Here is a 25,592-nt window from a genome sequence, read left to right on the forward strand (position 1 = left end):
CTCATGCGCGCACCGCTGTTCCTCATGCCCTTGACCGCCCTTGCACTTGCCGCCTGCGGAGAAGAGGCTTCGGATGTGAGCCCAGACGAAGGCGAGGCAATCAGCGTCGAAGAAGCTGTAAAGCGGGCAGAAGGCGCCGCGATCAAGCCGGAGCCGGGGCAATACCGTGTGAGCATGGAAGTGCTTGAAATCGACATTCCCGGCGCACCGCCGCAGGCCGCGGCGATGATGCGCGACATGATGGGATCGCAAAGCCACGAATACTGCCTGAAGCCGGAAGACGTCGAAAAAGGGTTCGAGGAAACCGTGCGACAGTCCCAGAAGGACAGCAATTGCACCTTCAGCAAATTCGACGTCGATGGTAGTTCGATCGACGCGAAGATGACTTGCACCGGGGAAGGGCAGGGCACCATGACAATGGAGCTCCAGGGCGAAGGCTCCCCGACCCGTTCGGTCATGGAAATGACGATGCAGGGCAATATGACGGGCATGGGCGATTCCACAATCCGGATGAAAACGACACACGAACGCATCGGCGATTGCGGTTGAGCGTTACAATCGGGATGTAGCCCGACCCGCGACAATACGACCGGAAACCGACAGCACCCGAATGCATTTGCTTCAGTGGGCGTTCACAGCTCTGAAGCTTTATTGCAGTTCGATTACAGTCTGGTTGGGTAATGGCGACGCGCGCAAACAGCATCTTTCAACGGCCTGCTGCACTGGCAGACAGCGAACTTGCACGCCGTTTTGCCCTTGCGCGGGAGGTTGTCGAATACGAAGTGCCGCGCCCCAGCCTGCGCAGGTTCGCTGGCGAGCTGGAAGCTGTCATGGAGCCGGTAAGACGCCCGTTCCGGACCATCGATATCCCGCAATCCGACAATCCGCAGACGGTTATGGTGCTACCCGGATTTGCCACGCATCCGGTGCGCATGAGGTATCTCGCGAGCCAGCTCGAGCGCGCTGGTCACAAGGCCAAGCGCTGGGGGCTTGGCTTCAACTGGGGTGCTTCGGAAGATACGATGGACCGGCTGGAGCGGCGACTGCTCGATCTGCGGCGGCGCAGCGGCAAGCCGGTGGTATTGCTCGGCTGGAGCCTCGGCGGATTGTTCGCGCGTGAGTTGGCCAAGCGCCACCCCGCGCTTGTGTCGAAGGTCATTACCATGGGCTCGCCGTTTTCCGGTGACCCGAGGGCGAATAACGTCTGGCGTATCTACCAGTTCATTGCCGGGCACAGCGTCGATCGTCCGCCGATAGAAACCGATCTTGCGGAAAAGCCGCCTGTTGAAACCATCGCATTGTGGAGCCCGCGCGATGGCGTGATCGCGCCGCGAAGCGCGTGCGGCCACGGTCACGAACGCGATCGTGCCGTGGCTTTGAGGTGCACGCATATCGGCTTTTCCTATGATCCGGAGGCCATTGGAGCGGTGCTGCGGGAACTCGAACGCAAGTAATCCCTTTCATTAATGGGCCAAGCGCGTATTCTCGCGCTGCAGTGCAGCATTTTGCTTTCGGGGATCAATGGATCGGGACTCTGCCAAATTCGACGAGATGCGCGACGAACATGGCGACGTGCGTGAAGCCTATTCGGGCTATTGCGAATGGTACGACGGTCAGGAAAAAGGGTACCTGAAACGCAAGGATGCAGAGGCTGACGAGACTTTCCGTCGCACCGGCATCACCTTCAACGTCTATGGCGAGAACGAGGCTGAGGAGCGGCTGATACCGTTCGACATGGTGCCGCGTATCATCACGGCTGGCGAGTGGCGGCGCCTGACCCGCGGGATCGAACAGCGCGTCAGCGCGATCAATTCCTTCCTCTACGACCTCTATCACCGGCAGGAGATCATTCGCGCCGGTCGCCTGCCTGCGCGCCTGCTGCGCGACAACGAGGCATGGCTGCCGCACATGGTGGGGCTCAATCCGCCGGGCGGCATTTACACGCACATCGTCGGCATCGACCTCGTCCGCACCGGACCGAACGATTTCTTCGTGCTGGAAGACAACGCCCGCACGCCTTCCGGTGTCAGCTACATGCTGGAAAACCGCGAGACGATGATGTCGATGTTTCCCGAGCTGTTCAGCCGGGTCCCTGTCGAAACCGTTTCGGATTATCCTCGCCGTCTTGCGCGAAGCCTTGCCGCATGCGCTCCGGAATGCGCGAAGAGCGATCCGACGGTCGCCGTATTGACGCCGGGCATCTACAATTCCGCATTCTATGAACACGCCTTCCTGGCCGACCAGATGGGCGCGGAGCTGGTGGAGGCCAGCGACCTTCGCGTGGTAGACGGGCGGGTGCAGATGCGCTGCACGGAAGGGTACCAGCCGATCGACGTGCTGTATCGCCGTGTCGATGACGAATATCTCGATCCCCTGACCTTCAATCCCGGCAGCGTGCTCGGCATCCCGGGCATCATGGACGTGTATCGGGCAGGCGGGATCACCATCGCCAATGCCCCCGGCACCGGCATCGCCGATGATAAAGCGATCTATAGCTTCATGCCCGAGATCGTGGAGTTCTACACCGGCGAGAAGCCGCTTTTACCGAATGTGGAAACGTGGCGGTGCGCCGATCCCGAAAGCCTGAAATACGTGCTCGACAATTTGTCCGAGCTTGTCGTGAAGGAAGTGCACGGTTCGGGCGGCTACGGCATGCTGATCGGGCCGACGGCGTCACGCCGGGAGATTGCCCAGTTCCGCAAGAAGCTGGAAGCCAAGCCGCAGAACTACATCGCGCAGCCGACGCTATCGCTTTCGACCTGTCCGATCTTCACGAAGAAGGGTCTGGCCCCGCGCCATGTCGATCTTCGCCCATTCGTGCTGATGTCGCCGAACGGGGTGGACATTACGCCCGGCGGGCTGACGCGGGTCGCGCTCAAGAAGGGGTCGCTGGTCGTCAATTCGAGCCAGGGTGGCGGGACGAAAGACACATGGGTGCTGAAGGAATGATGGCCGGAGAACGCCCATGCTAGGCCGGACTGCAAACGGCATGTTCTGGATGTTCCGCTATCTGGAGCGGGCGGAAAACACTGCCCGCATGCTGGAGGCCGCGCTGCGCATGGCGCTGACGCGCGACCTGATGACCTCGGAAGAGGAATGGCGATCAGTCATCGCGACGGCAGGGCAGAAAGCGACCTACGAGGCACACAACGGCACCTATACCGGTATCCAGGTGTGGAACTTCATCCTGCGCGACAAGGACAATCCCGCAAACGTGCGGGAGATGTTCAAATCGGTCCGCACCAATGCGCGCATGGTCCGCACCGCGATCAGCAGCGGTGTGTGGGAAGCGGTCAACGAAAACTGGATGCGGCTCGACAAGATGCTGTCGCGCCCTGTCTCGCAAAGCAATGTCGGCGAAGTCGTAAAGACGATCAGGGCTGCGGGCACGCAGGTTCATGGCGCGATGGAAAGCACCATGCTTCGAGATGAAGGGTATCACTTCGCCCGGGCTGGCACCTTCCTCGAACGCGGCGACAGCACCGCGCGCATCCTCGACATGAAGTACTTCCTGCTGTTGCCATCGCTCAAATATGTCGGCACCCGGCTCGACAGCGGGCAGTGGGACCAGGTCCTCAGGTCCGTGGCAGGCGACCGCGTCTTCAGCTGGCTCAATGCCGGGCGGATCGACGCAAGGGGGATCGTCCAGTTTCTCGTCCTCGACGACCGCTTTCCGCGCAGCCTCAACTTCTGTCACAGCGCCTTGCGCGAACAGCTGGCCGCGCTGGCCCGGATCCACGGGGCGGAAGTGGAATCCAATGCCCTGATGCGCGAGGCCGACACCCACATCAACGAAGTGACGGTCGACGATATCTTCGAACAGGGCCTGCACGAATTCCTGTCCGACTTTACCCGCCGCAACGCTGCGATCGGCAATGCCATCGCCGATGATTACAGGTTCCTCGCCTGATGCGCCTCTCTGTCCGCCATACGACCAGATATTCCTTCAAGGAGCCGGTGATGCACGCGCTTCAGCGGCTTCGCCTGACGCCCAAGGAAACGCAGGGCCAGACGATCCTGAACTGGGAAATGGAATACCAGAACGCGCATGAGGAACTCCATTACGAGGACCAGAACTGCAACACGGTGACGCTTGTCGCAGTCGATAGCGGCGCGACCGAGGTGGTCATCACCTGCCGCGGCACTGTCGATACGGAAGACAATGCCGGCGTGATCGGCAAGCATTCAGGGCATTTGCCGCTCTGGAGCTTCCTTGCGCAGACCAAGCTGACGAAGCCCGGGCCTCACATGCGGGCCATGATGCGCGAACTCGATTCCGAAGGGGACAAGCTGGAATATCTCCACGCTCTGTCTGCGCTGATCCGCGAGCGCGTGACTTACGAAACCGGACGGACCGGTGTCGATACGACGGCGGAAAAGGCGGTCGAGAACGGTTATGGCGTCTGCCAGGACCACGCCCATATCTTCATCGGCGCAGCGCGTGCCGCCGATATTCCGGCGCGATACGTCAGCGGATACCTGATGATGGACGACCGCATCGAACAGGAAGCGACGCACGCCTGGGCGGAAGCGCATATCGAAGGGCTCGGCTGGGTCGGCTTCGACATATCGAATGGAATTAGCCCCGATCCGCGCTATGTGCGTGTGGCAACAGGGCGGGATTACCGCGATGCTGCGCCGGTCACCGGCATCAGCTTCGGCGCGACCGAGGAAATGCTGACGGTCGACATCGCGGTCGAACAACAACAGGTTGATCAACAATAAAATGACATATTGCGTAGGATTGATGCTTGATCGGGGCCTGGTCCTGATGAGCGACACGAGGACCAATTCGGGCGTCGACAACATTTCCGTGTTCCGGAAAATGTACCACTGGAACGTGCCGGGTGATCGCATGATTGCAGTCATGACCGCCGGCAATCTCGCCACGACGCAGGCGGTTGTCAGCCAGCTCGAAGAACGCACAAAGGCTCCGGACGAGCGTGACAATTCCTTGCTCAAGGCGCCGACCATGTTTCAGGTGGCGACCGAGATCGGCAAGCTCCTTCGCACGACGATCGAGGGTCGGCAGAGCGCCAATGGCGAGAAGGGCAAGGGGCGCTTCACCGCCTCCATGATCGTTGCCGGTCAGATCGCGGGAATGGAGCCGCGCCTGTTCATGGTCTATCCCGAAGGCAATTTCATCGAGGCAAGCTGGGACACGCCGTTCTTCCAGATTGGCGAAACCAAATACGGCCGCCCGATCATCCTGCGCGGATACGACCGCGACATGAGTTTCGAAGACGCGGTGAAACTGCTGATGGTGTCGTTCGATTCAACGCTAAAAGCGAACCTGTCCGTCGGCCTTCCGCTCGACGTCATGGTGATCGAACGCGACGGGTTTGCACCCAAACATGAACATCGCGTGTCGCTCGACGACCCCTATTTCAACGCGATCTCGTCTAGCTGGGGGGACGCGCTGAAGAACGCGTTCCATTCGCTGCCTGACTACAGTTTCTACTCCGAATAGCGGGCGCCCGGCTGGGTTAGGGGTAAATCCTCAGGCAGCAATACTTAAAAATGGTTCGTTTCGGATGTTCGATCCGGCGCAGAATTACGCCTAACTCGCGGAATTGTTAGCGAAACATTGCTCCATATCGGCTGCGATGTCGCGTGATGATGTGCGTTTGTTGGCGCAGCATTCTTGCATGACAAAGAAAGCCATCCTCCATTTCATCGACAGTTCGAGCCGCACGCGTGCCGAACTCGCCCGTGCAGGATACGACCTTGGTCACCACGCCGAGGTTTATGGAGACATCGGGGAACTATCGGTCCATCCACCGCGAGAAGGCATAGTCGTTGCCCGCGACGCGGTGGAGGACGGGGGCGTCGCGACGATACTGGAGCGGCTCGGCCGCCTCGGCATCTGGCTGCCTCTGATCGCATTCGATACGCAGCCACGGCCCGGCCGCATCGTCGAAGCGATCAAGGCTGGCGCCCTCGATTATCTTTCACTGCCGCTCGATCCGGACCGGTTCGAACGGTGCCTGTCGCGGATCGAGGCCGAAGCGGCCATGTTCGGCGAAGCGCGCAGGCGCATGATCGAGGCGCGCAACCGTATCTCCAACCTTTCGCGCCGCGAACGCGAGGTACTGGACTGGCTGGCAGAAGGCAGCAGCAACAAGGCGATCGCGCGCGAGCTCGAGATCAGTCCGCGAACGGTGGAGATCCACCGGGCAAACATGATGTCGAAGCTGGGCGCTCGCCATGCGGCAGAAGCGGTGAGGCTGAAACTGGAAGCCCAGATCGAGGCAAAGGCAGTCTAGACCAGGGCAGGGGGAACAATCTCCCCCGCTGACATGCTCAGCGGCAGAAGCTGCCGTTGCCGGCTTCGAGGTGGAAGTGATCGCGGTGGGCGGCGTTGTATTCGGGGCCGAGCACGGTCCCGAACCGCTTGCACGCGCTGCCGTGGACAATGCGCAGGAACTGGCGGGTCTTGCTGTCGCCGTCGTCCCAATCCGATTTCACGCTTATCCGCCTGCCATCGGCCAGGACGAAAGCAGCGATATCGACCGCAGCCGCCTGCGCATGGGCAGACCGGCGGGTCGTGCCCGCGACATTGCGGCATGAATAGCTGCCCATGGTCTCGATACGGGCAAGAGGGCTGCCAAGGATCTGGCGGGCGGCACGGTCGACGCCGTACCTCGCCCATTCGGACAGGGTCTGCGCAGTCGGGCAAGTTACGGGGCCGAGATTGCTCAGGCCGAATTCCGACCTGTCACCACGAACGGCGGAAAGCTGGACCGAATTGATCGCGCTGCATCCTGCACCGTAATATTTGTCTGGCAGCGGGGAAAAGCTGCTGCCGGACTGGTTCAGACCGGCAAGGCACATCTGTGCTTCTTGGCTGACTGCGACAGGGCGCGGTGCCGATTGCGGCACGCGGGCAGTCGATGCCTGGCTCGAACTGTCTGATCCCGTCGGCACCATTCCGCAGCCGGCGAGTGCCAGTGTCGAGATCGCGAGGAAAAACAGACGGGTCATGATTCGGATACTCGCCAATCATGGTTAACAAATCCCTAAGGCGAAACACTGGTTCGTCAGTTTGCACGGGGCCGGCGGCGAGTGGGGATTTACGCCGTGCCCGGATGTGCTTGACACGAATCATTTAGGAATTTAGCTAAATACCTATGAGCGGTGTTTTCGATGCCTTGTCCCATCCCATTCGCAGGGAAGTTCTCGAGCTTCTGAAGCGTGGAGGAATGTCTGCCGGTGACCTGGCGGATCATTTCCCCGTCTCGAAGCCGACCATGTCCGGCCACTTTGCGAAGCTGAAGGCCGCGGGCCTGATCAAGGGCGACAGCCAGGGCGGAACGATCACCTACACGCTCAACATGTCGACGTTGGAAGAAGCCGTGATGGGCTTCATGAACCGCTTTTCCGATGCACCGGCAGGTGACGAGGGCGAAGACGGTGCAACCGGAGAATTGAAATGAAGATCAAGGGGCTGGCCCTCCTGTCGCTCGCATTGGCGATCGCTCTTGCAATCTTTGCCTTCGTAACAGCCGGGCGATTGCCGGAAGGCGCCATGCTGCCGACGCACTGGAACGCTGCGGGCGAGGTGGACCGGACTAGTCCGGCCTTGCAGGCGCTTCTGATGCCGCCAGCGCTGATCCTGTTCATCACCGGCATCTTCGCCGTGATCCCGCGCATCGAGCCACTGCAGGACAAACTCGAAGGATCGGCTCCTGTCTTGCGTGCCAGCTGGATCGGACTGCTGTTCCTGATGACCCTGCTCGCGCTGACCATCGGGCTTCCCGCCTATGGGGTGAACATTCCGGTCAAGACCGTACTGGTGGGCACCGGCGTACTGCTGATGGCGATCGGGAATGCGCTTCCGAAAAGCCGCCCGGGCTTCTTCGTCGGTGTGCGCACCCCGTGGGCAATCATCGATACGGATAACTGGATCGCAACGCACCGGCTTGCCGGAAAGCTGATGATGCTGGCTGGCCTTGGCGTCGTGGTTGCGGGCTTCCTGCCGCTTGACGCCGAGGTGACCGCAACCGTGCTGATCGCCGTATTCGCGATCATGGTCATTGTGCCTTACGTGTACAGCTGGCTGCACTGGGAACGGAAGAAGCGCGCCTCTTCCAACGGTTCCGCAGATTAGGACGGAAGCTCGCTCGCCACCTGTTCCCACAGCTCGATCTTCACTCCGTTGGGGTCGAGCAGCCAGGCAAACTTGCCATAACCTTCGTCGACGCTGTCGAGCACTTTCACGCCCTTGGCTTTCAGCTCGCCAACGAATTCGTCGAGATCGTCGACGCGCAGGTTGATCATGAAGCCGCGTTTGCCGGGCTTGAGATACTCGTTATCGGCGAAATGGCTGATCAGCGAATAGGGGTTGGGTTTGGTCTCTTCCGCCCATGCGAGCTGCGGACCGTAAGGGCCATCGATACCCAGCACCTCGCGGTACCATTCCCGTGTCTTTTCAGGATCGTCGACGGTGTAAAACACGCCGCCCAGTCCGGTCACCTTGGCCATGAAAATTCCCCCTCTGGCAGGGGTGCTAGACCGCTCGGATCCGGTTTTCACGCATTTTCGGAAATTATTTTCGCATTTCTTGTAGCCGTATTAACCAGTTTCCGGGCAGTCCCGTGCCGAGGGTAGCGCCGCTTAAGTGGGTGATTTCAACGGCCTTCAATGATTAACGCGCGCCTGCGGCATGGCCGGAACCACGCATCGGGCCCAAGCTGGCGGCTACGGCGGCTTTGCGTCCTTTACAGCTCATTAGGGAAACCTGCGTAGATCGCCCATCGTGCACGGAGAAGTCACGATGAATCGATTTTTGCGCAATTTGGCCAGCGACACTGCCGGTAACGCGCTGATGATGTTTGCGGCCGCCCTGGTCCCGATCCTGATGATGATCGGGAGCGGCGTCGACGCGAGCATTACCTACATGGCGCGTAGCAAGATGCAGAACGCCTGCGACGCAGCTGTTCTTGCAGGACGTCTTGCCATGATCGGTACCGATTTCGGCAGCGACGCGCAGTCGGAAGCGAACAAGTTCTTCAACTTCAACTTCCCGAACGGCACCAATGGCGTCGACGATGCCGATTTCGATGTGACGCAGGATCCCGACGACCCGGCCAAGCTGCTCGGCACTGCCAGCGGCACCGTGCCGACAACGGTGATGTTCGTGTTCGGTTACGACCAGATGCCGATTTCGGTCAGCTGCGATGCGAAGCGTGACATGGGTCACAACGACGTGATGCTCGTGCTCGACATGACCAGCTCGATGCTCAACGAGCCGTCATGGGGCGGCGGCACGTCCAAGGTTCAACTGCTCCGCGATGCGACCGGCGGCCTGTATCGTGCATTGTCCGACGGCGGTGCCAGCAGTTCCGTTACGCGTTATGGCTTCGTCCCGTTCTCGCAAACGGTCAACGTCGCGCGCCAGATGAAGAACAACGACATCGTGCGCAAGCAGTACATGGTCGATGGAAACTTCAACCGTGGCGTCTGGCGTTTCAGCGGGATGAAGGAAGTTTCCCCGCGCGATTCATGGTGGAACAACGGCCACAACGGAGCGTCCGCCAATAATGCCATCATCCAGGGTTTCCGCACCAGCGGCGAAGGCTGCATCGAGGAGCGTCCGGCCTGGGGCAATGACTATGACGATGGCGAATTCGTGATCGGAACCACGGTCACGCTCAATGACGTCAACGAAGAGCCGAAGAACGGCAGCGACGAAGACACGCAGTTCGGTCGCTACGAGCCCGAACGCCAGGAAGGCTGGTGGTTCGAGGCATGTGTTTCGGAATCGAAACAGTTCGCGACCTATGCCGACGAAGACGCGTTCAACACTGCCGTCAACGAGGTCAGCACCCGCGTCGAAGGCGGTACTGTTGCCGATATCGGCATGCTCTGGGGCCTTCGCCTCGCATCGCGAGATGGCATGTGGGACGGTAACAATCCCAAGACGCTCGACGACTGGCCCGTCAACGTGCACCTGATCTTCTTTACCGATGGCCAGATGTACAACACCGGCGGTCACTACACCGCCTATGGCATCGAGGCTTATACCCACCGGGTGGAGGGTGACGGCGTCGCCCGGGAACGCTGGATGAACTACACCGACCTGGTGGCCAAACATAACCAGCGATTTTCCAACATGTGCACGCTGGCAAAATCGATGGGCATGACGATCTGGGTCGTCGCGCTCGATACGCTGCGTAACGACACTTACGTCAACTGCGCCACCAGCGCTTCGCATTACTACGAAAGCGATGGCTCCGACCTCGAGGACAAGTTCACCGAGATCGGGCAGGGCATCGGCAACCTGAGGCTGACGAAGTGATCGGGCTGGGCAAACACCTGCGTCGCCTGCGCGGTGACGAGCAGGGCGCGACGATCGTCGAGTTCGGCCTGCTTGCGCTGCCGCTGTTCGCCATGATCCTTGGCGGGATCGAATTCGGGTATCAGCAATATACCCGCAGCCTGATGCAGGGTGCGCTCAACGATGCTGCGCGTCTCGCCGCGGTGGAAGACCCCGACATGGCATACGGCGGTGATACCGTGGACGAGCAGGTCGAGAACCTGGTGCGCGAGATCGCCGGTTCGATCGCCTATGATGCAACGATCACCGTGACCACGCGCAGCTATTTCGACTTCTCCGATATCGGAAGTCCCGAAACGCTGATGACCGACGTCAACGGGAACGGCATGTTCGACGAAGAAGACGGCGACTGCTGGGAAGACCTGAATGGCAACGAGGAATTCGACACGGATTCGGGCGTTGCCGGCACCGGCGGCGCAAGCGACGTCGTCTTCTATCAGGCGAATATCGAAATGCCGCGGCTGCTGCCGCTGCACAATTTCGTCAACGTGCCGGAAAAGATCGAGATGGAGCTGGAAACAGCCATCCGTAACCAGCCCTATGGCGGCCAGAGCACACCCGCAGTGCTGTGCGGAACACCGTCATGATCCGGCATCTCGCATCCCGCTGGCGGGCATTCGTCCAGGACAATCGCGGCGTTGCGTTTGTCGAATTTGCCATCGGCGCGCCGGTGTTTCTGGTGCTGATCCTGGTCGGACTGGAAGTGTCCAACCTGGCGCTTGCCTATATGCGCGTAAGCAATCTTGCGATGACGGTTGCCGATAACGCAGGCCGTACGACCTCGGGCATCGACGAAGCACACGTGTACGAGGTTTTTGCAGGCGCCAATGTCATCGGGCAGGGCATCGAGTTCAAGGAGCACGGACGTCTCGTGCTGTCGTCGCTCGAGCACAATGGCCGCAGGGGTGGCAATGCAGGCCAGGTGATCACCTGGCAGCGTTGCTGGGGCGACCTCGATATCGATCCTGCCTATGGCGTGGAGGGCGATGGGGCGACCGACGATTCCCTCGAAGACGGTCTGGGCGAGGCCGGTCGCCAGATCATGGCGATGGAAGGCACCGCCGTCATGTTCGTCGAGGCGACCTACGACTACCAGCCGATGGTTGGATACGGTTGGTTCGAACCGCCGCAGATCCGCTACGAAAGCGCGTTCAACGTTCGCGGGCGCATGAACAACAACATCACGAACACACAGGACCTCGACGAGTTGACCTGCTGACAACAAAAAGGCCGGGGCGGACACCCCGGCCTTTTCGTTTGTCGATGGCGTGGCCGATTATTCGGCAGCCTTGCGGCGCGCCTTCTTGCGTTCGTGCGGATCGAGGATCGACTTGCGCAGGCGGATGCTTTCCGGCGTCACTTCGACCATTTCGTCGTCATCGATATAGGCGATCGCCTGTTCCAGCGTCATCACGCGCGGCGGGGTCAGGCGGATGGCGTCGTCCTTGCCGGTCGAACGGAAGTTCGTCAGCTGTTTCGACTTCATCGGGTTCACTTCGAGATCGTCCGGCTTGGCGTTTTCGCCGATGATCATGCCTTCGTAGATTTTGGCACCGCCACGAATGAACAGCTCGCCGCGATCTTCCAGCGCGTTGAGCGCGTAAGGAACGGCTTCACCCGGGACCATCGAGATAAGTACGCCGTTCTGGCGGCCTTCGATCGGGCCGCGATAGGTGTCGTACTTCTCGAACAGGCGGTTCATGATGCCCGTGCCGCGCGTGTCGGACAGGAATTCGCCGTGGTAGCCGATGAGGCCGCGCGACGGGGCAGAGAAGGTGATGCGGGTCTTGCCCGAACCCGAGGGGCGCATTTCGGTCAGTTCTGCCTTGCGGCGCTGCATCTTCTCGACGACCGTGCCCGAATGCTCGTCATCGACGTCGATGACGACGGTTTCGAACGGTTCCATGCGCTGGCCGTTTTCTTCGCGGAACAGCACGCGGGGACGGCTGATGCCGAGTTCGAAGCCTTCGCGGCGCATAGTTTCGATGAGCACGCCCAGCTGCAATTCGCCGCGGCCAGCGACTTCGAAGCTGTCCTTGTCGTCGCTTTCGGTGATGCGGATGGCGACGTTGGTTTCCGCTTCGCGGAACAGGCGGTCGCGGATCATGCGACTGGTCACCTTGCTACCTTCGCGCCCGGCGAGCGGGCTGTCGTTGACGGCGAAGCGCATGGCCAGCGTCGGCGGGTCGATCGGCTGCGCTTCGATCGGCGTCTTTACGGACGGATCGGCGATCGTGTTGGCAACAGTCGCCTTTTCGAGGCCTGCAAGTGCGATGATGTCGCCAGCCTCGGCGCTTTCGACCGGCACGCGGTCGAGCCCGTCGAACGAGAGCAGCTTGGTCGCACGGCCGACTTCGATCACATTGCCTTCCGCGTCGAGCGCATGGATCGGGTCGTTCAGCTTGACCTTGCCCGACTGGACGCGGCCGGTGAGCACGCGGCCCATGAAGTTGTCGCGGTCGAGCAGGGTGGCGAGGAAGCTGAAGGGCGCTTCCGTGTCGAGGCCCGGTGCCGGCACGTGGTCGACGATCAGCTGGAACAGCGGTTCGAGATTGCCGTCGCGTGCGGTTTCGTCGTCGCTAGCGTAACCGTCGCGGCCCGAAGCCCACAGGCTGGGGAAATCGAGCTGGTCGTCATTGGCATCGAGCGATGCGAACAGGTCGAACACTTCGTCGAGCACCTCTTGCGGGCGGGCGTCGTTGCGGTCGATCTTGTTGACGACGACGATGGGGCGCAGGCCCAGCGCGAGCGCCTTGCCGGTGACGAACTTGGTCTGCGGCATCGGGCCCTCGGCGGAATCGACCAGCAGGATAACGCCGTCGACCATGCTCAGGATACGTTCCACTTCGGCGCCGAAGTCGGCGTGTCCCGGGGTGTCGACGATGTTGATGCGCGTGCCGTTCCATTCGACGCTGGTGCACTTCGCAAGAATCGTGATCCCGCGTTCCTTTTCCAGGTCGTTCGAGTCCATCGCGCGCTCTTCGACGCGCTGGTTCTCGCGGAAGGTGCCGGACTGGCGGAAAAGCTGGTCGACGAGAGTGGTTTTGCCGTGGTCGACGTGGGCGATGATCGCCACGTTGCGGAGTGAGCGGGACATAAGGGACCTTGTAGAGAGCTGGGGCGACGACTTGTTGCGCCGCACAATCGGCGCGCGGTTAGCAGGGGGAGGTCCCTACGGCAAGCGCTGCTGCGGATTCAGGGGTGTGTCGGCGATGCAACAGGGTGGAAAGTCGCAAGAATCTCTTGGTTTTGTTTCTTGTAGAGTAACCATTGCTCCCCTAATCCCCCTCGCAGGCCGCCAGGCACTTTATGCATATGGGGATGTGCGCTTGGCGGAGTTTTATTGAGAGGAGATCCCATGCGTTCGATTTCGACCGGTTTTACCGGTACTTCCCGCTTTGCGCTGCTGGCGGGCGCAGCAGCCGTCGCCATTGCGCTTCCGGCCGCCGCCCAGGCACAGGACCTTGCAGACGCAGACGCCGCTGCAATGGAAACCGAAGAGCAGGACATTGGCAATGTCATCATCGTGACCGCTACCAAGCGCGAACAGACATTGCAGGAAACGCCGATTTCGGTTTCGGTTACCTCGGGCGAAACGCTCGAACAGGCCCAGATCCGCGACGTTCTCGACCTGCAGACGGTCAACCCGTCGCTGCGCGTCAGCCAGCTGCAGAACTCGTCGTCGTCGACCTTCATCATCCGCGGCTTCGGTAACGGCGACAACAACTTCGGCATCGAGCCGTCGGTTGGCGTCTTCATCGACGGCGTGTTCCGTTCGCGTTCGGCATCGTCGCTCAACGACCTTGCAAACGTGCAGCGCATCGAAGTCCTCAACGGCCCGCAGTCGACCCTGTTCGGCAAGAACGCTTCGGCTGGTGTGATCTCGGTCGTGACCCGCAAGCCGCAGTTCGATTTCGGCGGTTCGCTCGAAGTCGGCTATGGCAACTACAACGACATCCGCATCAAGGGTGACGTCACCGGCCCGCTCAGCGACACGGTCGCCTTCTCGATCGACGGGAGCTACAACGAGCGTGACGGTTATGCGAACATCGTCAACCTCGACCAGGAACTGTCGAACCGCAATCGCTGGACCGCTCGTGGCCAGCTGCTGTTCGAACCGAACAACGACCTCAGCGTCCGTCTGAGCGGCGATTATTCGAAGATCGACGAAATCTGCTGTAACGTCAGCACGCTGGTTGCTGGTCCGACGGCTCCGGCCGTGTTCGGCGTCGGCGGCGCTCTCAGCACCGACTTCTTCAGCTACGACACTTACCTGAACAAGGCTCCGGTCAACGAAGTCGACAACTACGGCGGTTCGGCCCAGATCGACTGGGCAACCGGTCCGATTTCGGTCACGTCGATCACGGCTTATCGCAAGCTGAAGAACTACGTGAACCAGGACGTCGACTTCACCAGCGCCGACATCGTGGACGAAATCCGCGACCAGCGCGTGAACACCTTCACGCAGGAACTGCGCATTGCTTCGGACTTCGACGGTCCGATCAACTTCCTCCTCGGCGGTTTCTACTTCGACGAAACCGTGAAGCAGGACAGCGCCCTTCTGACGGGTGCGGATTCGCGTAACTTCTTCACGCTGCTCGCCCGCGCTGCGACGCAGGATCCGACCTTCAGCTTCAACGCTGTCGAAGCCGGTCTCTTCCTCCCGCAGAACAGCATCTTCTCGGAAGGCCTGCTGACCAGCGAAGAATATCGCATGGACAACAAGTCCTGGTCGATCTTCGGTACGGTCGATTTCGAACCGATCGAAGACCTCGTCCTGACCGCCGGTTTCAACTACACCGACGACAAGAAGGACTTCGCGCTGGCTGGCGTCGCTTATGACGAACTCGCCAACGTGAACGTGGTCGATGCCTTCATCACCAATTACCTGACCGGCGGTACCGTCACGACCCGTGACCAGTTCCTGGCACTCCCGGCACTGCAGCAGGCGCAGCTTGCAGCACTGGCCACGAACCCGAACGTCAACCCGTTCCTGGGCCTGACGCCGTTCCAGTTCCAGCCGCCGTTCCTGACCATTCCGAATGCGGTCGAAGATGGCAAGACGCGTGACGACGACTTCAGCTACACGCTGCGCGCCGCCTACAACATCCTGCCGGAACTCAGCGCGTACATCAGCTACGCAACCGGCTTCAAGGCGAGCTCGGTCAACCTGTCGCGTGACAGCCGTCCGCTCTACGGGGATTTCATCCCCGCAGTCGGTGGTTATCGTTCGACCTTCCTTGCTCCGGATTCGCCGATCATCAACGCCGGCCTTGCAACCACGAACCTGACCACCGGTTCGCGTTTCGCCGGTCCGGAAGAAGCAGAAGTCTATGAAATCGGCCTGAAGGGCCAGTGGCCGGGCTTCAGCTTCAACCTTGCTGTGTTCGACCAGACCATCAAGGGCTTCCAGAGCTTCCTGTTCACCGGCACGGGCTTCCAGCTCAGCAACGCCGGCCAGCAGTCGGTGAAGGGCTTCGAATTCGCTTCGACCATTTCGCCTACTCCGGAACTGGTGTTCACTTTCGCGACCACCTACCTCGACCCGATCTACGACAGCTTCGAAGAAAGCCCTGTCGGCGATCTGACCGGCGTTCGTCCGGGCGGCATTCCGGAATGGAACATCGCGACGTCGGGTACCTACACGCATGAATTCGGTGCCAGCGGCAACCGCCTGATCACGCGTCTCGACTACAGCCACGAGAGCAACACCAAGATCAACAACGGCCTGCCGACCTTCGGCCCGAACAGCTTCAAGCGTGAAGTGAACCTGGTGAACGCATCCATGACCTTCGCCATGGACAGCGGTTTCGAACTGGGCGTCTGGGCGCGTAACCTGCTCGACGACCAGTACATCGTGACTGTGTTCGACGGCGTTGCACAGGCCGGTACGGTTTCGGGTTACCCGAGCGCACCGCGTACCTATGGTGCGGTGGCCCGCTACAAGTTCTGATCAGAACTCAAGCGTTGAAATAAAGAAGGGGCCGGTTTCGACCGGCCCCTTTTTTGTTGCTGTTCGGCCAACATTATGGTCGCTTGCGGAGGAGCCAAGGGAAAGGGGTGACTTTCATGGAGTACATGATTCTACCGTTTAAGCGTTATTTCGAATTCTCGGGCAGGTCCCGCCGCAAGGAATTCTGGATGTTTGCTCTGCTCAACATCCTTGTGACCTCGGCAATCTATGTTCTGTTATTCGCCTCAGGCGGAGCAGGTACGGTCTTCAATGAAACCGATCCCGGCTCTGGTGCCGCATTTGGCTGGCTGATGGGAGGCTTCGGCCTGCTGCTGCTCGGCTGGGGGCTTATCACGCTGATCCCTTCGATCGCGGTGTCTGTGCGACGGCTGCACGACCGCGACATGTCCGGCTGGTGGTATCTGGGCGTGATCGTCGGCAGCTTGATCCCGTTGCTGAACTTCATCATCGTGATCGGCTTCATCGTCCTCATGGCGCTGCCGGGCACCCCTGGGCCAAACCGCTTTGGCCCGGACCCGAAAGACCCGACGAGCGCGAGCATCTTCGAATAAGCCGATTACAATTCGCGCAATGCCTGTGCCGGTTTCGCTCTCAACAAGGGGAGCGAGCCGGCAACGGCAAAACCGACGACTAGGGCCAGGCCAAGGCCGAGTACGGCAAATACCTCGCCCCAGTCGGGTAGCCAGTCGAATTCGAACAGCTGGGTCACGATGACCCATGCGAGGCTCGATCCGAGGCCCAGCGCAACGACCGCAAGGACGGTTGCGAGAAGCCCGTATTCCGCCAGTTGCATCGACAGGACCTGCCTGCGGCTTGCACCCAGAACACGCAGCACGACCGTATCGTAAACACGCGACGCCCTGGCAGCGGCGATCGCTCCGAGCAGTACGGCCAGCCCCGCGAGCACTGCGACCGACGCTGCGGCGAGCGTTGCGAGACCGACTTGCTCCAGGATGGTACGCGCCTCGGTCAGCACCTGGCCTACCTCGATCACCGAGCTTGATGGGAAAGCGCGGACAAGGTCGCGCAGCAGCGCGCCCGCTTCTGCATTGTCATCGAGCTCGATCGTTGCCGCCAAATTATGCGGCGCATCCTGCAAAGTGTTCGACGAAAACACGAGCACGTAGTTGAAGCCCATGCTTTCCCAGTCGATCCGGCGCAGATTGGCGATGCGCGCACTGCGTTCCACGCCAAGCACGCCGATGGTGATGTAGTCACCGACCTTGAGGTCCACCGTCTGCGCGAATTCCTCGTCGATCGAAACCAGCGGTTCGCCAGTATAATCTGCCGGCCACCAGGCCCCGTCGGTGACGACATTGCCCGGGGGCAGTTCGTCGGCATAGGTAAGGCCGCGCTCGCCGCGCAGCGCCCAGGCGCCCTCGGGAATTTCCTCGAGCTCGTCGACGCGGATCATCTCTTCTTGCGGGCCATAGGCAAGGATCGCCCCGCGCAGCGCCGGAACGGTGCGGATCTGGGCATCATCGGCACGCGCTGCGACCAGCGAGCGGAACTCGTCGGCCCGGTCGCGCGGGATATCCAGGACGAAGTAATCCGGTGCCTCTTGTGGTACGCGTTTCTCGATATTTCCATCGATCGCGCTCTGTACTGCAGCAAGCAGGACGAAGCTGGCGAGACCGAAGCCGAGTGCCGTGACCAGCGATCCCGTCTGTGCACCGGGACGATGCAAATTGGCGAGGGCGGCGCGGACAAGCGGGTTCGAAGGGCGTGGCAGCTTGCGGGTGATTGCGCGTATCCCGGCAGAAATGGCGGCGAGCAGGGCGAGAGCGGCGGCTGCACCGATCAGGAAACCGCCGGAGAGCATGGGCTGTGCAGTCGTGAGCAGGGCGAGGGCGCAGATCGCCACTACGCCTGCCGCCGTCCACGCAAGGGCGCGGCGATCCCGGGCAAGGGGCGCAACCTTGGCACGCATCAAGGCCATTGCCGGGAAGCTGCGGGCGCGAAGCAATGGTGTTGCTGCGAAAGAGAAAGCGACGAGCAGGCCATAAGCCGCCGCAAGAAGTAGCGGCCCGGGCTCGATCACGAAGCCGGTCTCCACTGGCAACAGCCCTTCCAGTGCGGAGCCGAGAAGGGGGGTGACGAGTATTCCGACGGCCAGCCCTGCAACGCTGCCGACCAGGGCGGCGGTGCCGATCTGGAGAGCGTAGATCTTGCCGATGTCGCGGCTCGTGGCGCCCAGGACCTTGAGCGTGGCGATGCTGGTGCGGCGGGCTTCGAGATAGGAGGTAACGCCGCCGCCGATGCCGATCCCGGCAATTACCAGCGCGGCAAGTCCGACGAGCGTCAGGAAATCGCTCATCTGGCTGACAAAGCGATCGGCACCGGGTGAGGCGCGGTCACGCGTTCGAAAATCGAAACCGGCATCGGGAAAACGCTCCGCAATGGCTTCCTGCACAGTTTCCGGATCGCGGGTCGCATCGAACGCGACGCGGTACTTGCTCTGATACATCGACCCGGGAGCAAGCAGGCCGGCCTTGGCCGGTATGTCTTCGGCGACGATGACCGTCGGGCCTAGCTGGAACCCCTCCGACAGGCGGTCAGGCTCGTCGGCAATGACGCCGGCCGCGCGCAATGTGACCGACCCGATCCTGAAGCTATCGCCGACAGAGATGTCGAGCCTGTCGAGCGCCCCCTGGGCGAGCCACGCATCGTTTCCGGTGGGGGCGCCTGCTTCAGCACCGCTCGCCAGTTTCAGCGTTCCGTACAGGGGCCATGCTGCATCGACGGCCTTCAATTCGATCGGTGCGGCGGCTTCCTCGACCGTCGCCATGGCTTGCAGACGGGTTCCGCCAGAGATTGCCCCGTATTCGCCCAGCGCGGCTTTTTCTTCCGCACTGAGGTCGCGTTGCCAGACTTCGACCTCGAGATCGCCGCCAAGCAGTTCCTGCCCGCGTGAAGACAGCTCCCGTTCGATGGCGGAGCTGAGCGTGCCGATGGCAGCGAGAGCTGCCGTGCCGAGGAAGATGCAGACCAGCAGCAGGCGCAGGCCCTTGAACCGGACGTGGAGATCGCGCTTCGCGATCCGCCATGCCCCGCTCCAGCTCAGTCCGCCGGGGATCGCCTCACTCATCGGCGGCCCGTATCCGAGGCGATCTGGCCATCCGCCATGGTGATCACCCGCTCGCAGCGTTCGGCAAGTTCCGGATCATGGGTGATGATGAGCAGGGTCGCGCCCGTCTCTGCGCGGCGGGAAAAGAGCAGGTCGATGATTTCATGGCCGGTCGCGGCATCGAGGTTGCCTGTGGGCTCGTCCGCGAAGATGAGCGAAGGACGCGGGGCCGTGGCGCGAGCGATGGCGACGCGCTGTTGCTCGCCGCCCGAAAGCTGGGTGGGATAATGGTGGAGCCTGTGGCCGAGCCCGACTGCGGTCAGTTCCGTTTCGGCCCGGTCGCGAACGCCCTCGATTTCGCCTGCAAGTTCCATTGGCGTCGCGACGTTTTCGGCTGCGGTCATGGTCGGCAAAAGATGGAACGCCTGCAGGACGATCCCGATACGCCCGCGCCGTGCCTGCGCCAGTGCATCTTCATCGAGGGTCGAAAAGTCGGCACCAGCGACCGTCAACGAACCTGACGTTGCGCGCTCGAGCCCCGACAGGACTGCCATGAGCGAGCTCTTGCCCGAACCGGAAGGTCCCAGCAGGGCGACGATCTCTCCATCGGCGATATCGAGATCGATCCCGCGCAGGATTTCGACCGGCGCGGCATCGCTGCCGAGGGTGAGTTTCAGGTTACGGGCGGAAATTGCGAGAGAAGGGTTTGTCACGAGGCCTCGATGGCATAGGCATGGGGGGTAAACAAGGAGACTTGCAGATGGCTGTTGGCAGCTGGTCGAAACTGTTGGCGTTGATTTTGGCGTTCGCCCTTGTGGGCTGCAATTCGGAAGAGCCCGGCAAGGATGGCGCGGCTATCAACCCTGAATCCGAGCGGGCAGTTCCCGCAGACGCTCCCGAGGTCGACATCCTCGCCTTCGGCGACAGCCTTTTTGCAGGCTATGGCGTAGAGAAATCAGAGAGTTATCCCGCACGCCTGGAAGATGCCCTGAGGGCGCGTGGCTTCAACGCCAATGTAGTGAATGCCGGCGTATCGGGCGATACTTCGGCTGCAGGTCGGCAGCGGCTTGCCTTCACGCTCGACGCGCAGAAGGAAAAGCCGGACCTCGTGATCCTGGAACTGGGCGGTAACGATTTGCTGCGCGGCCTGCCTCCTGCCGAAACGAGGGCCAATTTCGAGGCAATGCTCGACGAGTTGAAGAAGCGGGACATCGATGTGCTGCTGATGGGGATGAGGTCTCCACCGAATTATGGAGGCGAATTCACCGCGCAATTCGACGGCCTCTATCCGGCGCTCGCCAAGGAATACGGGGCGGATCTCGTGCCGTTCTTCCTCGAAGCGATCTATACCGATCCGGGCCTTTTCCAGAATGACCGGATCCATCCGACCCCCCAGGGGATCGACCTGATTGTCGAGGATACGGTCGACGAAGTCGAAGAAGCGCTCGATTGATGCCTAGAGGCGGGTGAGTTTTCCGCCCGCCACCTGCCATACCGCCGCTTCGCCGAGGATTTCCGAGAACGGGCCGCTCTCCGTGCCGGTCAGCCAGACCTGTGCGCGGCCCTGACGAAGCCGGTCGAACAATGCGCCGCGGCGGACAGGATCGAGGTGCGCGGCAACTTCATCGAGCAGAAGCACGCCTGGTCGGCCTTCGGCGGCAAGCGAAGCATGAGCAAGTGTCATGGCGATCAGCATCGCTTTTTGTTCGCCGGTCGAACAGACCGCAGCAGCTTGCCCCGATCCGGCCATGACCACTTCCAGCTCGTCGCGATGGGGGCCGGACAATGCACGACCGGCGGCGCGGTCTCGGCCTCTCTGGCGCCGGAACTCTTCCCTCAGCGCTTCGAATTCCATCGGTCCGCCGGCACGGTAGGTCAGTAGCGGCCGCGCAAAGGGCTGGTCGGGGAGGGTGGATAGTTCATCGCCCAGTGCGCTGACGAGGAGCGAACGCCCGCTGGCAACCCGTTCGCCGTGTTCGGCGACCTGCACTTCGATCGCGGCGAGCCAAGTGGCGTCGCCGCCGCTTTCGAGCAGCTTGTTGCGTTCGCGCAAGGCTGCTTCGAACCGCGTCACATTGCGCGCATGGGCAGGGTCGAGGGCGAGGGCCATGCGGTCGATATGGCGCCGGCGCGCCCCGGCGGAATCCGTGAACAGGCGATCCATGGCAGGAGTCAGCCAGCCCATGGCGAGCCACTCGCCCAAACTAGTGGCGCTCGCTTCCGCCCCGTTGATACGGACTAGCCGGCGGCCCGGTCGCTCACCCTCTACGTATGTGCCGAGCCTGGCGCTTTCATGGCCCTGTTCGTTGAGGCTGGCGCCTATGGCGAAGCCCGATGCCGTTGCAGGTCCAACCATTTCTTCGAGCGAGGCCCGCCGCAGGCCACGCCCCGGCGCCAGGAGGGATAGCGCCTCCAGCACGTTTGTCTTTCCTGCCCCGTTCTCGCCCACGAGCAGGTTGAACTGGCGCGTATCGGCAAGTTCGTTCGCCGCATGATTGCGGAAATTGTAGAGCGAGATGCGGTCGAGCGCCATTGCCACCGCCCTAGCAAAACTGGGCCGCGAGGCCACGGAAATGCGCGCGGAATCCACTGATCCTGAATGTTGGGAAAATTTCCCAACCTTTCGTTTTGATGAACAAGTGCTTCATGAATGAATGTTCAGAAAACCGCAGAATTCTGCGATTTCCGTGTTTTGGCACGGCCTATGCAATCATTTTTGTGTCCGGAGGGAAGGGCCTGAAGGACAAAACGAATGAGGAAAAATGACCATGCTTAGCAATTCGAACACCGGCAGCCGCTTCTTCGCCGCCGTCACCGCTTTCGCCATCTCGGCAATGTTTTTCGCAACCGCGATCATCCCTGCCAGCCCCACGCTGTTCGCTTGATCGCCAACCAGATTACTCAAGAAAGGAATAATTCGATGTTTGCTCTTCTGGACAATGGTAGCCGCCTCGCCGCCGCCGTTTCCGCAATTGCCATCTCGGCGGTCTTCCTAGCCACCGCGATCGTCCCTGCAATGCCCAGCCTGGGAGCAATGGCATGAACAAGGTAGCAAAGAACGACCGCAGCGGTCCGCCCAGCAAAAGCTTCGAGCTCGACCGCCGCAACGGCAAGGTGTTCGGCGTATGCGCCGGGATTGCCAACTATTTCGGGATCAACCCAATGATCGTCCGCCTCGGCTTCGTAGCCGGCACGTTGATCGGTTTCGGATCGTTCATCCTGATCTATCTCGCGATCGCACTGATCGCAGACTAAGGCGCGGCACCTGTCAACTGCATCCCGGTTTACGGAGCAGCCGCGCCTCCATTGTCGAACAAACCGGGAGGGGCCCAAGCGGCCCCTCTTTCGTATCTGCCGTCCGCGTCCCGGGGCAGGTCACATCGCCGATATGCCGCCGTCCAGCTTGAGTTCGGCTCCGGTCATGAAGCGGCTTTCGTCGCTGGCGAGATACAGGACCGCATTGGCGATATCGTTCGGTTCACCCACGAATTTCAGCGGTATCTGACGCGCCAGCTTGTCTAGCAGCACGCCCTTGTCGAGATTGTGATGCTTGGCCGTTCCATCCAGGATCGGCGTATCCACGAATGTCGGGTGCACCGAATTGCAGCGGATCTGCATGTTGTTCTTCGCACAATGCAGCGCGATCGATTTCGACAGCATCCATACCGCAGCCTTGGACGCATTATACGCAGGCATGGTGTCGCTGGCGATCAGGCCGGCGATGCTTGAAATGTTGATGATCGATCCCGGCGCGTGTTCGCGCATCAAGGGCAGCGCCTTCTGGCAACCGTGAAAGATCGAATCGACATTGACCGAAAAGCATTTCTGCCAGTCCTCAAACGTGCAGGTTTCGATATTGCCGCCGACGCCGATCCCGGCATTGTTGACGAGTACGTTGAGCCCGCCGAGGTTTTCGCGTGCCGCATCGACGGCAGCCTCCCACGCAGCAGGATCGGTGACGTCATGCTGGATGCCATAGGCGGTGCCGTCGCCGAGATCGGCATTGATGGCGGCAGCGGTCGCTTCAGCCCCTTCGCCGTTGATGTCGGTGCAAAGCACGCGGGCGCCTTCTTCGGCGAGACGCCGCGAGTGCGCTGCGCCAAGTCCCTGTGCCGCGCCCGTAACCAGGGCCAGCTTGCCCGCTACCCGTCCTGCCATTTTTACTCTCCCGCTAGAATTTCGTGTCCGCGCAGCAAGAGCAGCCGGACGTCGATCCCGCAACCTTCCTCACGCTTTGCTGCAATGAATTGTTCGAGGTAGGAGAGGTCGACGCGGTGGACGGTGATGTCCTCGCTATCGGTTCCACCACCTTTGCCGACCTTCGCCAGCTGCGATGCGCGCACGAGGGTGAAGCTTTCGCTGACCATGCCCGGCGAGGAATAATAAGTACCGAGGTTTTCGAGCCGTGCTGCGCGGTACCCGGTCTCTTCCTCCAGTTCGCGCCCGGCCGCGTCGAGATCGCTTTCACCATCTGCGCCTTCATCGTCGCCGATCAGCCCCGCCGGCAATTCGAGGCAATTTCTGCCCAGCGGGACGCGATATTGTTCGACCAGCAGGACATGACCGTCTTCGACCGCGAGGATGACGGCTGCGCGGATGTTGCGTGAACGGCCGACATATTCCCAGCGGCCGCGTCGCTTCGTCGTGATGAATTTGCCCTGCCAGACGATTTCCTCCGGCTTTTCGGCATCAGGATCGCTCATTCGGAGTGCGTTAGACTTCGATCAGGCGGTCAGGCAACTCGTTCTGGTCATCTTCGCTGCGCGGGAAGTGCTCGCTGAGAACCTTGCCGACATCGCGCACCCCGGCAGCCAGCCCTTGGGCAATGTGGCCCTGTTTGATCTCGCCCAGCATGTCGGCCATGGCCTCGCCCCAGACTTCGGCAGGGACCTTCAGCGCGATCGGTTCGTCGGCAACGATTTCCGCGCGGTGTTCGCGCATCGAAAGGTAGAGGAGAATGCCGGTGCGGCCGTGCGTCCGACGTTCCGCACCCACCTTGAAATGCTTGATCGCCTGTTCGCGCACGCGCGTGCGCTTGACCGGTCCCGGTACCAGCCAGAACTTGAGCGGCTGCCATTGCTGGATCAGCATCATCCCGATGAACTTGAGAAATCCGACTCCGGTGATCAGGCCGAACAATTCGCCGTTGGTCCAATCATGGCTCCAGCCGCCCATCAGCCAGGTCAGCTTGTCGAGATAGAATTCGGGGAACAGCGTCATCGCCGACATGGCGGTGAAGGCCGCGGCGATGGACCACCATAGCGCGACGTCAGTATAGCCGTCCGAGCGGTCGGCAAGCACGGTCACGATTTCGCCGGACGTTTCCAGTTCGGCCTGTGCAACCGCGCTTGAAACGATCGCGTGGCCGGTATCGTCGAGGTATCTTGCCATTACCAGCCTCCCGAGGCGCCGCCGCCACCGAAACTACCGCCACCGCCGGAAAAGCCACCGCCTCCGCCGAAACCACCGCCGAAACCGCCGGAGCTTCTGCCGCCCCAATCGTTGCCGCCATTCATCGCGCTGCGCGCGATGGCCGATCCGACTTCCCACAGGATGATGTCGCCAACAGCGCCGCCGAAACGACGGCGGCGGCGTCCGCCACGCAACATGGGAAGGATGAAGAAGATCAGGATGAAGACGATCCAGATCAGTGCGCCGACCGGAAATCCTCCGTCACTCTCGCGCTTCTGATTGGCTTCCTGCGCGATGCGCTGTGCTTCCTCGTCGGGCAGCTGGAGTTGCTGGACCACTGCATTGGCGCCAGCAATGATCCCGCCTGCCATGTCTCCATCTCTGAAGCGCGGCAGGATCTGCTGCTGGACGATCAGGCCTGAAAGTCCGTCGGTCAGGACAGGTTCGAGACCGTACCCGACCTCGATCCGCACCTTGCGTTCATTGGGGGCGACAATCAGCAGGGCGCCGTCATTGCGTTCTGCATCGCCGATGCCCCACTCGCGGCCAAGCTGATAGCCGTAGTCGGAGATGTCGTAGCCCTCGAGGTCGGGAATGGTCGCCACGACGAATTGCCGCTGCGACTGTGTTTCCAGCGCTTTGAGTTTCGACGTGAGTTCCGCCTCCTGTGCCGGGGATAGAAGGTCGGCATTGTCGACCACCCGGCCGCTAAGTTCCGGAAAGTCCGGCGCGGCCAATGCCGGCGACGCGAGAAGCGCCGCCAGCATGGCGAACAGGAAAGCGATCTGACGCATCGGGTT

General features: G+C 61.3%; 28 protein-coding genes. 18 read left to right on the top strand and 10 right to left on the bottom strand.

The window, feature by feature from the left end; genetic code table 11:
• Positions 1 to 3: 3 nt before the first annotated feature.
• From AMC99_RS04000 to AMC99_RS04030, 7 genes are all read left to right on the top strand, one after another.
• Positions 4 to 549, top strand: coding sequence for a DUF3617 domain-containing protein (locus AMC99_RS04000; protein WP_061923074.1), 546 nt, complete (start codon positions 4 to 6; stop codon positions 547 to 549).
• A 131-nt stretch (positions 550 to 680) separates the two neighbouring features.
• Entirely contained in the window at positions 681 to 1,454 is a 774-nt protein-coding gene (locus tag AMC99_RS04005; protein ID WP_061923077.1) for an alpha/beta fold hydrolase, read from the top strand.
• A gap of 67 nt (positions 1,455 to 1,521) precedes the next feature.
• A complete protein-coding gene (locus tag AMC99_RS04010) occupies positions 1,522 to 2,949 on the top strand; it encodes a circularly permuted type 2 ATP-grasp protein (RefSeq protein ID WP_061923080.1) in 1,428 nt (475 codons plus the stop codon).
• Positions 2,950 to 2,965: 16 nt separating this feature from the next.
• The gene (locus tag AMC99_RS04015) at positions 2,966 to 3,910 is read left to right on the top strand and encodes an alpha-E domain-containing protein (RefSeq protein WP_061923083.1); all 945 of its coding nucleotides are present in this window, start codon (positions 2,966 to 2,968) and stop codon (positions 3,908 to 3,910) included.
• Positions 3,910 to 4,725, top strand: coding sequence for a transglutaminase family protein (locus AMC99_RS04020; protein WP_061923086.1), 816 nt, complete (start codon positions 3,910 to 3,912; stop codon positions 4,723 to 4,725). The genes AMC99_RS04015 and AMC99_RS04020 overlap by 1 nt, the downstream gene beginning before the upstream one ends.
• A 1-nt stretch (position 4,726) precedes the next feature.
• Positions 4,727 to 5,470: a proteasome-type protease gene (locus AMC99_RS04025; protein WP_061923089.1), complete on the top strand. Its 744-nt coding sequence runs from the start codon at positions 4,727 to 4,729 to the stop codon at positions 5,468 to 5,470.
• Positions 5,471 to 5,648: 178 nt separating this feature from the next.
• Positions 5,649 to 6,266 carry a response regulator transcription factor gene (locus tag AMC99_RS04030; RefSeq protein ID WP_061927704.1) on the top strand — a complete coding sequence of 206 codons (618 nt, stop codon included), beginning with the start codon at positions 5,649 to 5,651 and terminating at the stop codon, positions 6,264 to 6,266.
• 37 nt (positions 6,267 to 6,303) lie between these two features.
• Here AMC99_RS04030 and AMC99_RS04035 read toward each other — a convergent pair whose 3' ends face one another.
• Positions 6,304 to 6,984, bottom strand: coding sequence for an extensin family protein (locus AMC99_RS04035; RefSeq protein ID WP_061923092.1), 681 nt, complete (start codon positions 6,982 to 6,984; stop codon positions 6,304 to 6,306).
• 146 nt (positions 6,985 to 7,130) lie between these two features.
• Here AMC99_RS04035 and AMC99_RS04040 point away from each other — a divergent pair, with 146 nt between their 5' ends.
• Positions 7,131 to 7,436 carry a metalloregulator ArsR/SmtB family transcription factor gene (locus tag AMC99_RS04040; protein WP_061923095.1) on the top strand — a complete coding sequence of 102 codons (306 nt, stop codon included), beginning with the start codon at positions 7,131 to 7,133 and terminating at the stop codon, positions 7,434 to 7,436.
• Entirely contained in the window at positions 7,433 to 8,110 is a 678-nt protein-coding gene (locus AMC99_RS04045) for an SdpI family protein (RefSeq protein WP_061923098.1), read from the top strand. Before AMC99_RS04040 ends, AMC99_RS04045 begins: the two co-directional genes overlap by 4 nt.
• On the opposite strand, the gene AMC99_RS04050 is transcribed toward AMC99_RS04045, so the two are convergent.
• Positions 8,107 to 8,484, bottom strand: coding sequence for a VOC family protein (locus AMC99_RS04050; protein ID WP_061923102.1), 378 nt, complete (start codon positions 8,482 to 8,484; stop codon positions 8,107 to 8,109). The two genes, AMC99_RS04045 and AMC99_RS04050, sit on opposite strands and share 4 nt — an antisense overlap.
• Before the next feature lie 292 nt (positions 8,485 to 8,776).
• Between AMC99_RS04050 and AMC99_RS04055 the strand changes: the two genes are divergently transcribed.
• The 3 genes from AMC99_RS04055 to AMC99_RS04065 are packed head-to-tail and all read left to right on the top strand — an operon-like array spanning position 8,777 to position 11,558.
• A complete protein-coding gene (locus tag AMC99_RS04055; RefSeq protein ID WP_061923105.1) occupies positions 8,777 to 10,300 on the top strand; it encodes a TadE/TadG family type IV pilus assembly protein in 1,524 nt (507 codons plus the stop codon).
• The gene (locus AMC99_RS04060) at positions 10,297 to 10,926 is read left to right on the top strand and encodes a TadE/TadG family type IV pilus assembly protein (RefSeq protein ID WP_061923108.1); all 630 of its coding nucleotides are present in this window, start codon (positions 10,297 to 10,299) and stop codon (positions 10,924 to 10,926) included. The genes AMC99_RS04055 and AMC99_RS04060 overlap by 4 nt, the downstream gene beginning before the upstream one ends.
• The gene (locus tag AMC99_RS04065; protein ID WP_061923111.1) at positions 10,923 to 11,558 is read left to right on the top strand and encodes a TadE/TadG family type IV pilus assembly protein; all 636 of its coding nucleotides are present in this window, start codon (positions 10,923 to 10,925) and stop codon (positions 11,556 to 11,558) included. Before AMC99_RS04060 ends, AMC99_RS04065 begins: the two co-directional genes overlap by 4 nt.
• 57 nt (positions 11,559 to 11,615) lie before the next feature.
• Here the strand turns inward: AMC99_RS04065 and typA are convergent, their stop codons facing one another.
• On the bottom strand, positions 11,616 to 13,436 hold the full coding sequence (typA, locus tag AMC99_RS04070) for a translational GTPase TypA (protein ID WP_061923114.1): 1,821 nt from the start codon (positions 13,434 to 13,436) through the stop codon (positions 11,616 to 11,618).
• Between the two features lie 261 nt (positions 13,437 to 13,697).
• Between typA and AMC99_RS04075 the strand changes: the two genes are divergently transcribed.
• Positions 13,698 to 16,292 (top strand): TonB-dependent receptor, encoded by a 2,595-nt coding sequence (locus tag AMC99_RS04075; RefSeq protein ID WP_061923118.1) that lies wholly within the window; start codon positions 13,698 to 13,700, stop codon positions 16,290 to 16,292.
• 116 nt (positions 16,293 to 16,408) lie between these two features.
• Complete coding sequence (locus tag AMC99_RS04080) at positions 16,409 to 16,864, top strand: DUF805 domain-containing protein (RefSeq protein ID WP_061923125.1); 456 nt, start codon at positions 16,409 to 16,411, stop codon at positions 16,862 to 16,864.
• A gap of 5 nt (positions 16,865 to 16,869) precedes the next feature.
• On the opposite strand, the gene AMC99_RS04085 is transcribed toward AMC99_RS04080, so the two are convergent.
• Positions 16,870 to 19,401, bottom strand: a complete 2,532-nt coding sequence (locus AMC99_RS04085) for an ABC transporter permease (RefSeq protein WP_061923130.1) — start codon at positions 19,399 to 19,401, stop codon at positions 16,870 to 16,872.
• Entirely contained in the window at positions 19,398 to 20,093 is a 696-nt protein-coding gene (locus AMC99_RS04090) for an ABC transporter ATP-binding protein (RefSeq protein ID WP_061923133.1), read from the bottom strand. The genes AMC99_RS04085 and AMC99_RS04090 overlap by 4 nt, the downstream gene beginning before the upstream one ends.
• 47 nt (positions 20,094 to 20,140) lie before the next feature.
• Between AMC99_RS04090 and AMC99_RS04095 the strand changes: the two genes are divergently transcribed.
• Positions 20,141 to 20,833: an arylesterase gene (locus tag AMC99_RS04095; protein WP_061923136.1), complete on the top strand. Its 693-nt coding sequence runs from the start codon at positions 20,141 to 20,143 to the stop codon at positions 20,831 to 20,833.
• Positions 20,834 to 20,836: 3 nt separating this feature from the next.
• On the opposite strand, the gene recF is transcribed toward AMC99_RS04095, so the two are convergent.
• The gene (gene recF / locus AMC99_RS04100) at positions 20,837 to 21,913 is read right to left on the bottom strand and encodes a DNA replication/repair protein RecF (RefSeq protein WP_061923139.1); all 1,077 of its coding nucleotides are present in this window, start codon (positions 21,911 to 21,913) and stop codon (positions 20,837 to 20,839) included.
• Between the two features lie 229 nt (positions 21,914 to 22,142).
• Here recF and AMC99_RS14260 point away from each other — a divergent pair, with 229 nt between their 5' ends.
• The 3 genes from AMC99_RS14260 to AMC99_RS04105 are packed head-to-tail and all read left to right on the top strand — an operon-like array spanning position 22,143 to position 22,635.
• Positions 22,143 to 22,265 (top strand): hypothetical protein, encoded by a 123-nt coding sequence (locus AMC99_RS14260; protein ID WP_257719955.1) that lies wholly within the window; start codon positions 22,143 to 22,145, stop codon positions 22,263 to 22,265.
• Positions 22,266 to 22,300: 35 nt separating this feature from the next.
• Positions 22,301 to 22,423 carry a recombination protein F gene (locus AMC99_RS14085; RefSeq protein ID WP_198143568.1) on the top strand — a complete coding sequence of 41 codons (123 nt, stop codon included), beginning with the start codon at positions 22,301 to 22,303 and terminating at the stop codon, positions 22,421 to 22,423.
• Positions 22,420 to 22,635, top strand: coding sequence for a PspC domain-containing protein (locus tag AMC99_RS04105; protein WP_061923142.1), 216 nt, complete (start codon positions 22,420 to 22,422; stop codon positions 22,633 to 22,635). Before AMC99_RS14085 ends, AMC99_RS04105 begins: the two co-directional genes overlap by 4 nt.
• 120 nt (positions 22,636 to 22,755) lie before the next feature.
• Here the strand turns inward: AMC99_RS04105 and AMC99_RS04110 are convergent, their stop codons facing one another.
• From AMC99_RS04110 to AMC99_RS04125, 4 genes are read right to left on the bottom strand one after another with little or no spacing between them, the layout of a single operon-like run.
• Positions 22,756 to 23,538, bottom strand: a complete 783-nt coding sequence (locus AMC99_RS04110; protein WP_061923145.1) for an SDR family oxidoreductase — start codon at positions 23,536 to 23,538, stop codon at positions 22,756 to 22,758.
• A gap of 2 nt (positions 23,539 to 23,540) precedes the next feature.
• The gene (locus AMC99_RS04115) at positions 23,541 to 24,083 is read right to left on the bottom strand and encodes an NUDIX hydrolase (RefSeq protein ID WP_061923148.1); all 543 of its coding nucleotides are present in this window, start codon (positions 24,081 to 24,083) and stop codon (positions 23,541 to 23,543) included.
• A gap of 10 nt (positions 24,084 to 24,093) precedes the next feature.
• Complete coding sequence (locus AMC99_RS04120; RefSeq protein ID WP_061923151.1) at positions 24,094 to 24,771, bottom strand: TPM domain-containing protein; 678 nt, start codon at positions 24,769 to 24,771, stop codon at positions 24,094 to 24,096.
• Positions 24,771 to 25,586, bottom strand: coding sequence for a TPM domain-containing protein (locus AMC99_RS04125; protein ID WP_061923153.1), 816 nt, complete (start codon positions 25,584 to 25,586; stop codon positions 24,771 to 24,773). The genes AMC99_RS04120 and AMC99_RS04125 overlap by 1 nt, the downstream gene beginning before the upstream one ends.
• Positions 25,587 to 25,592: the final 6 nt, after the last annotated feature.

Source organism: Altererythrobacter epoxidivorans, from assembly GCF_001281485.1.
Classification (GTDB): Bacteria; Pseudomonadota; Alphaproteobacteria; order Sphingomonadales; family Sphingomonadaceae; genus Erythrobacter; species Erythrobacter epoxidivorans.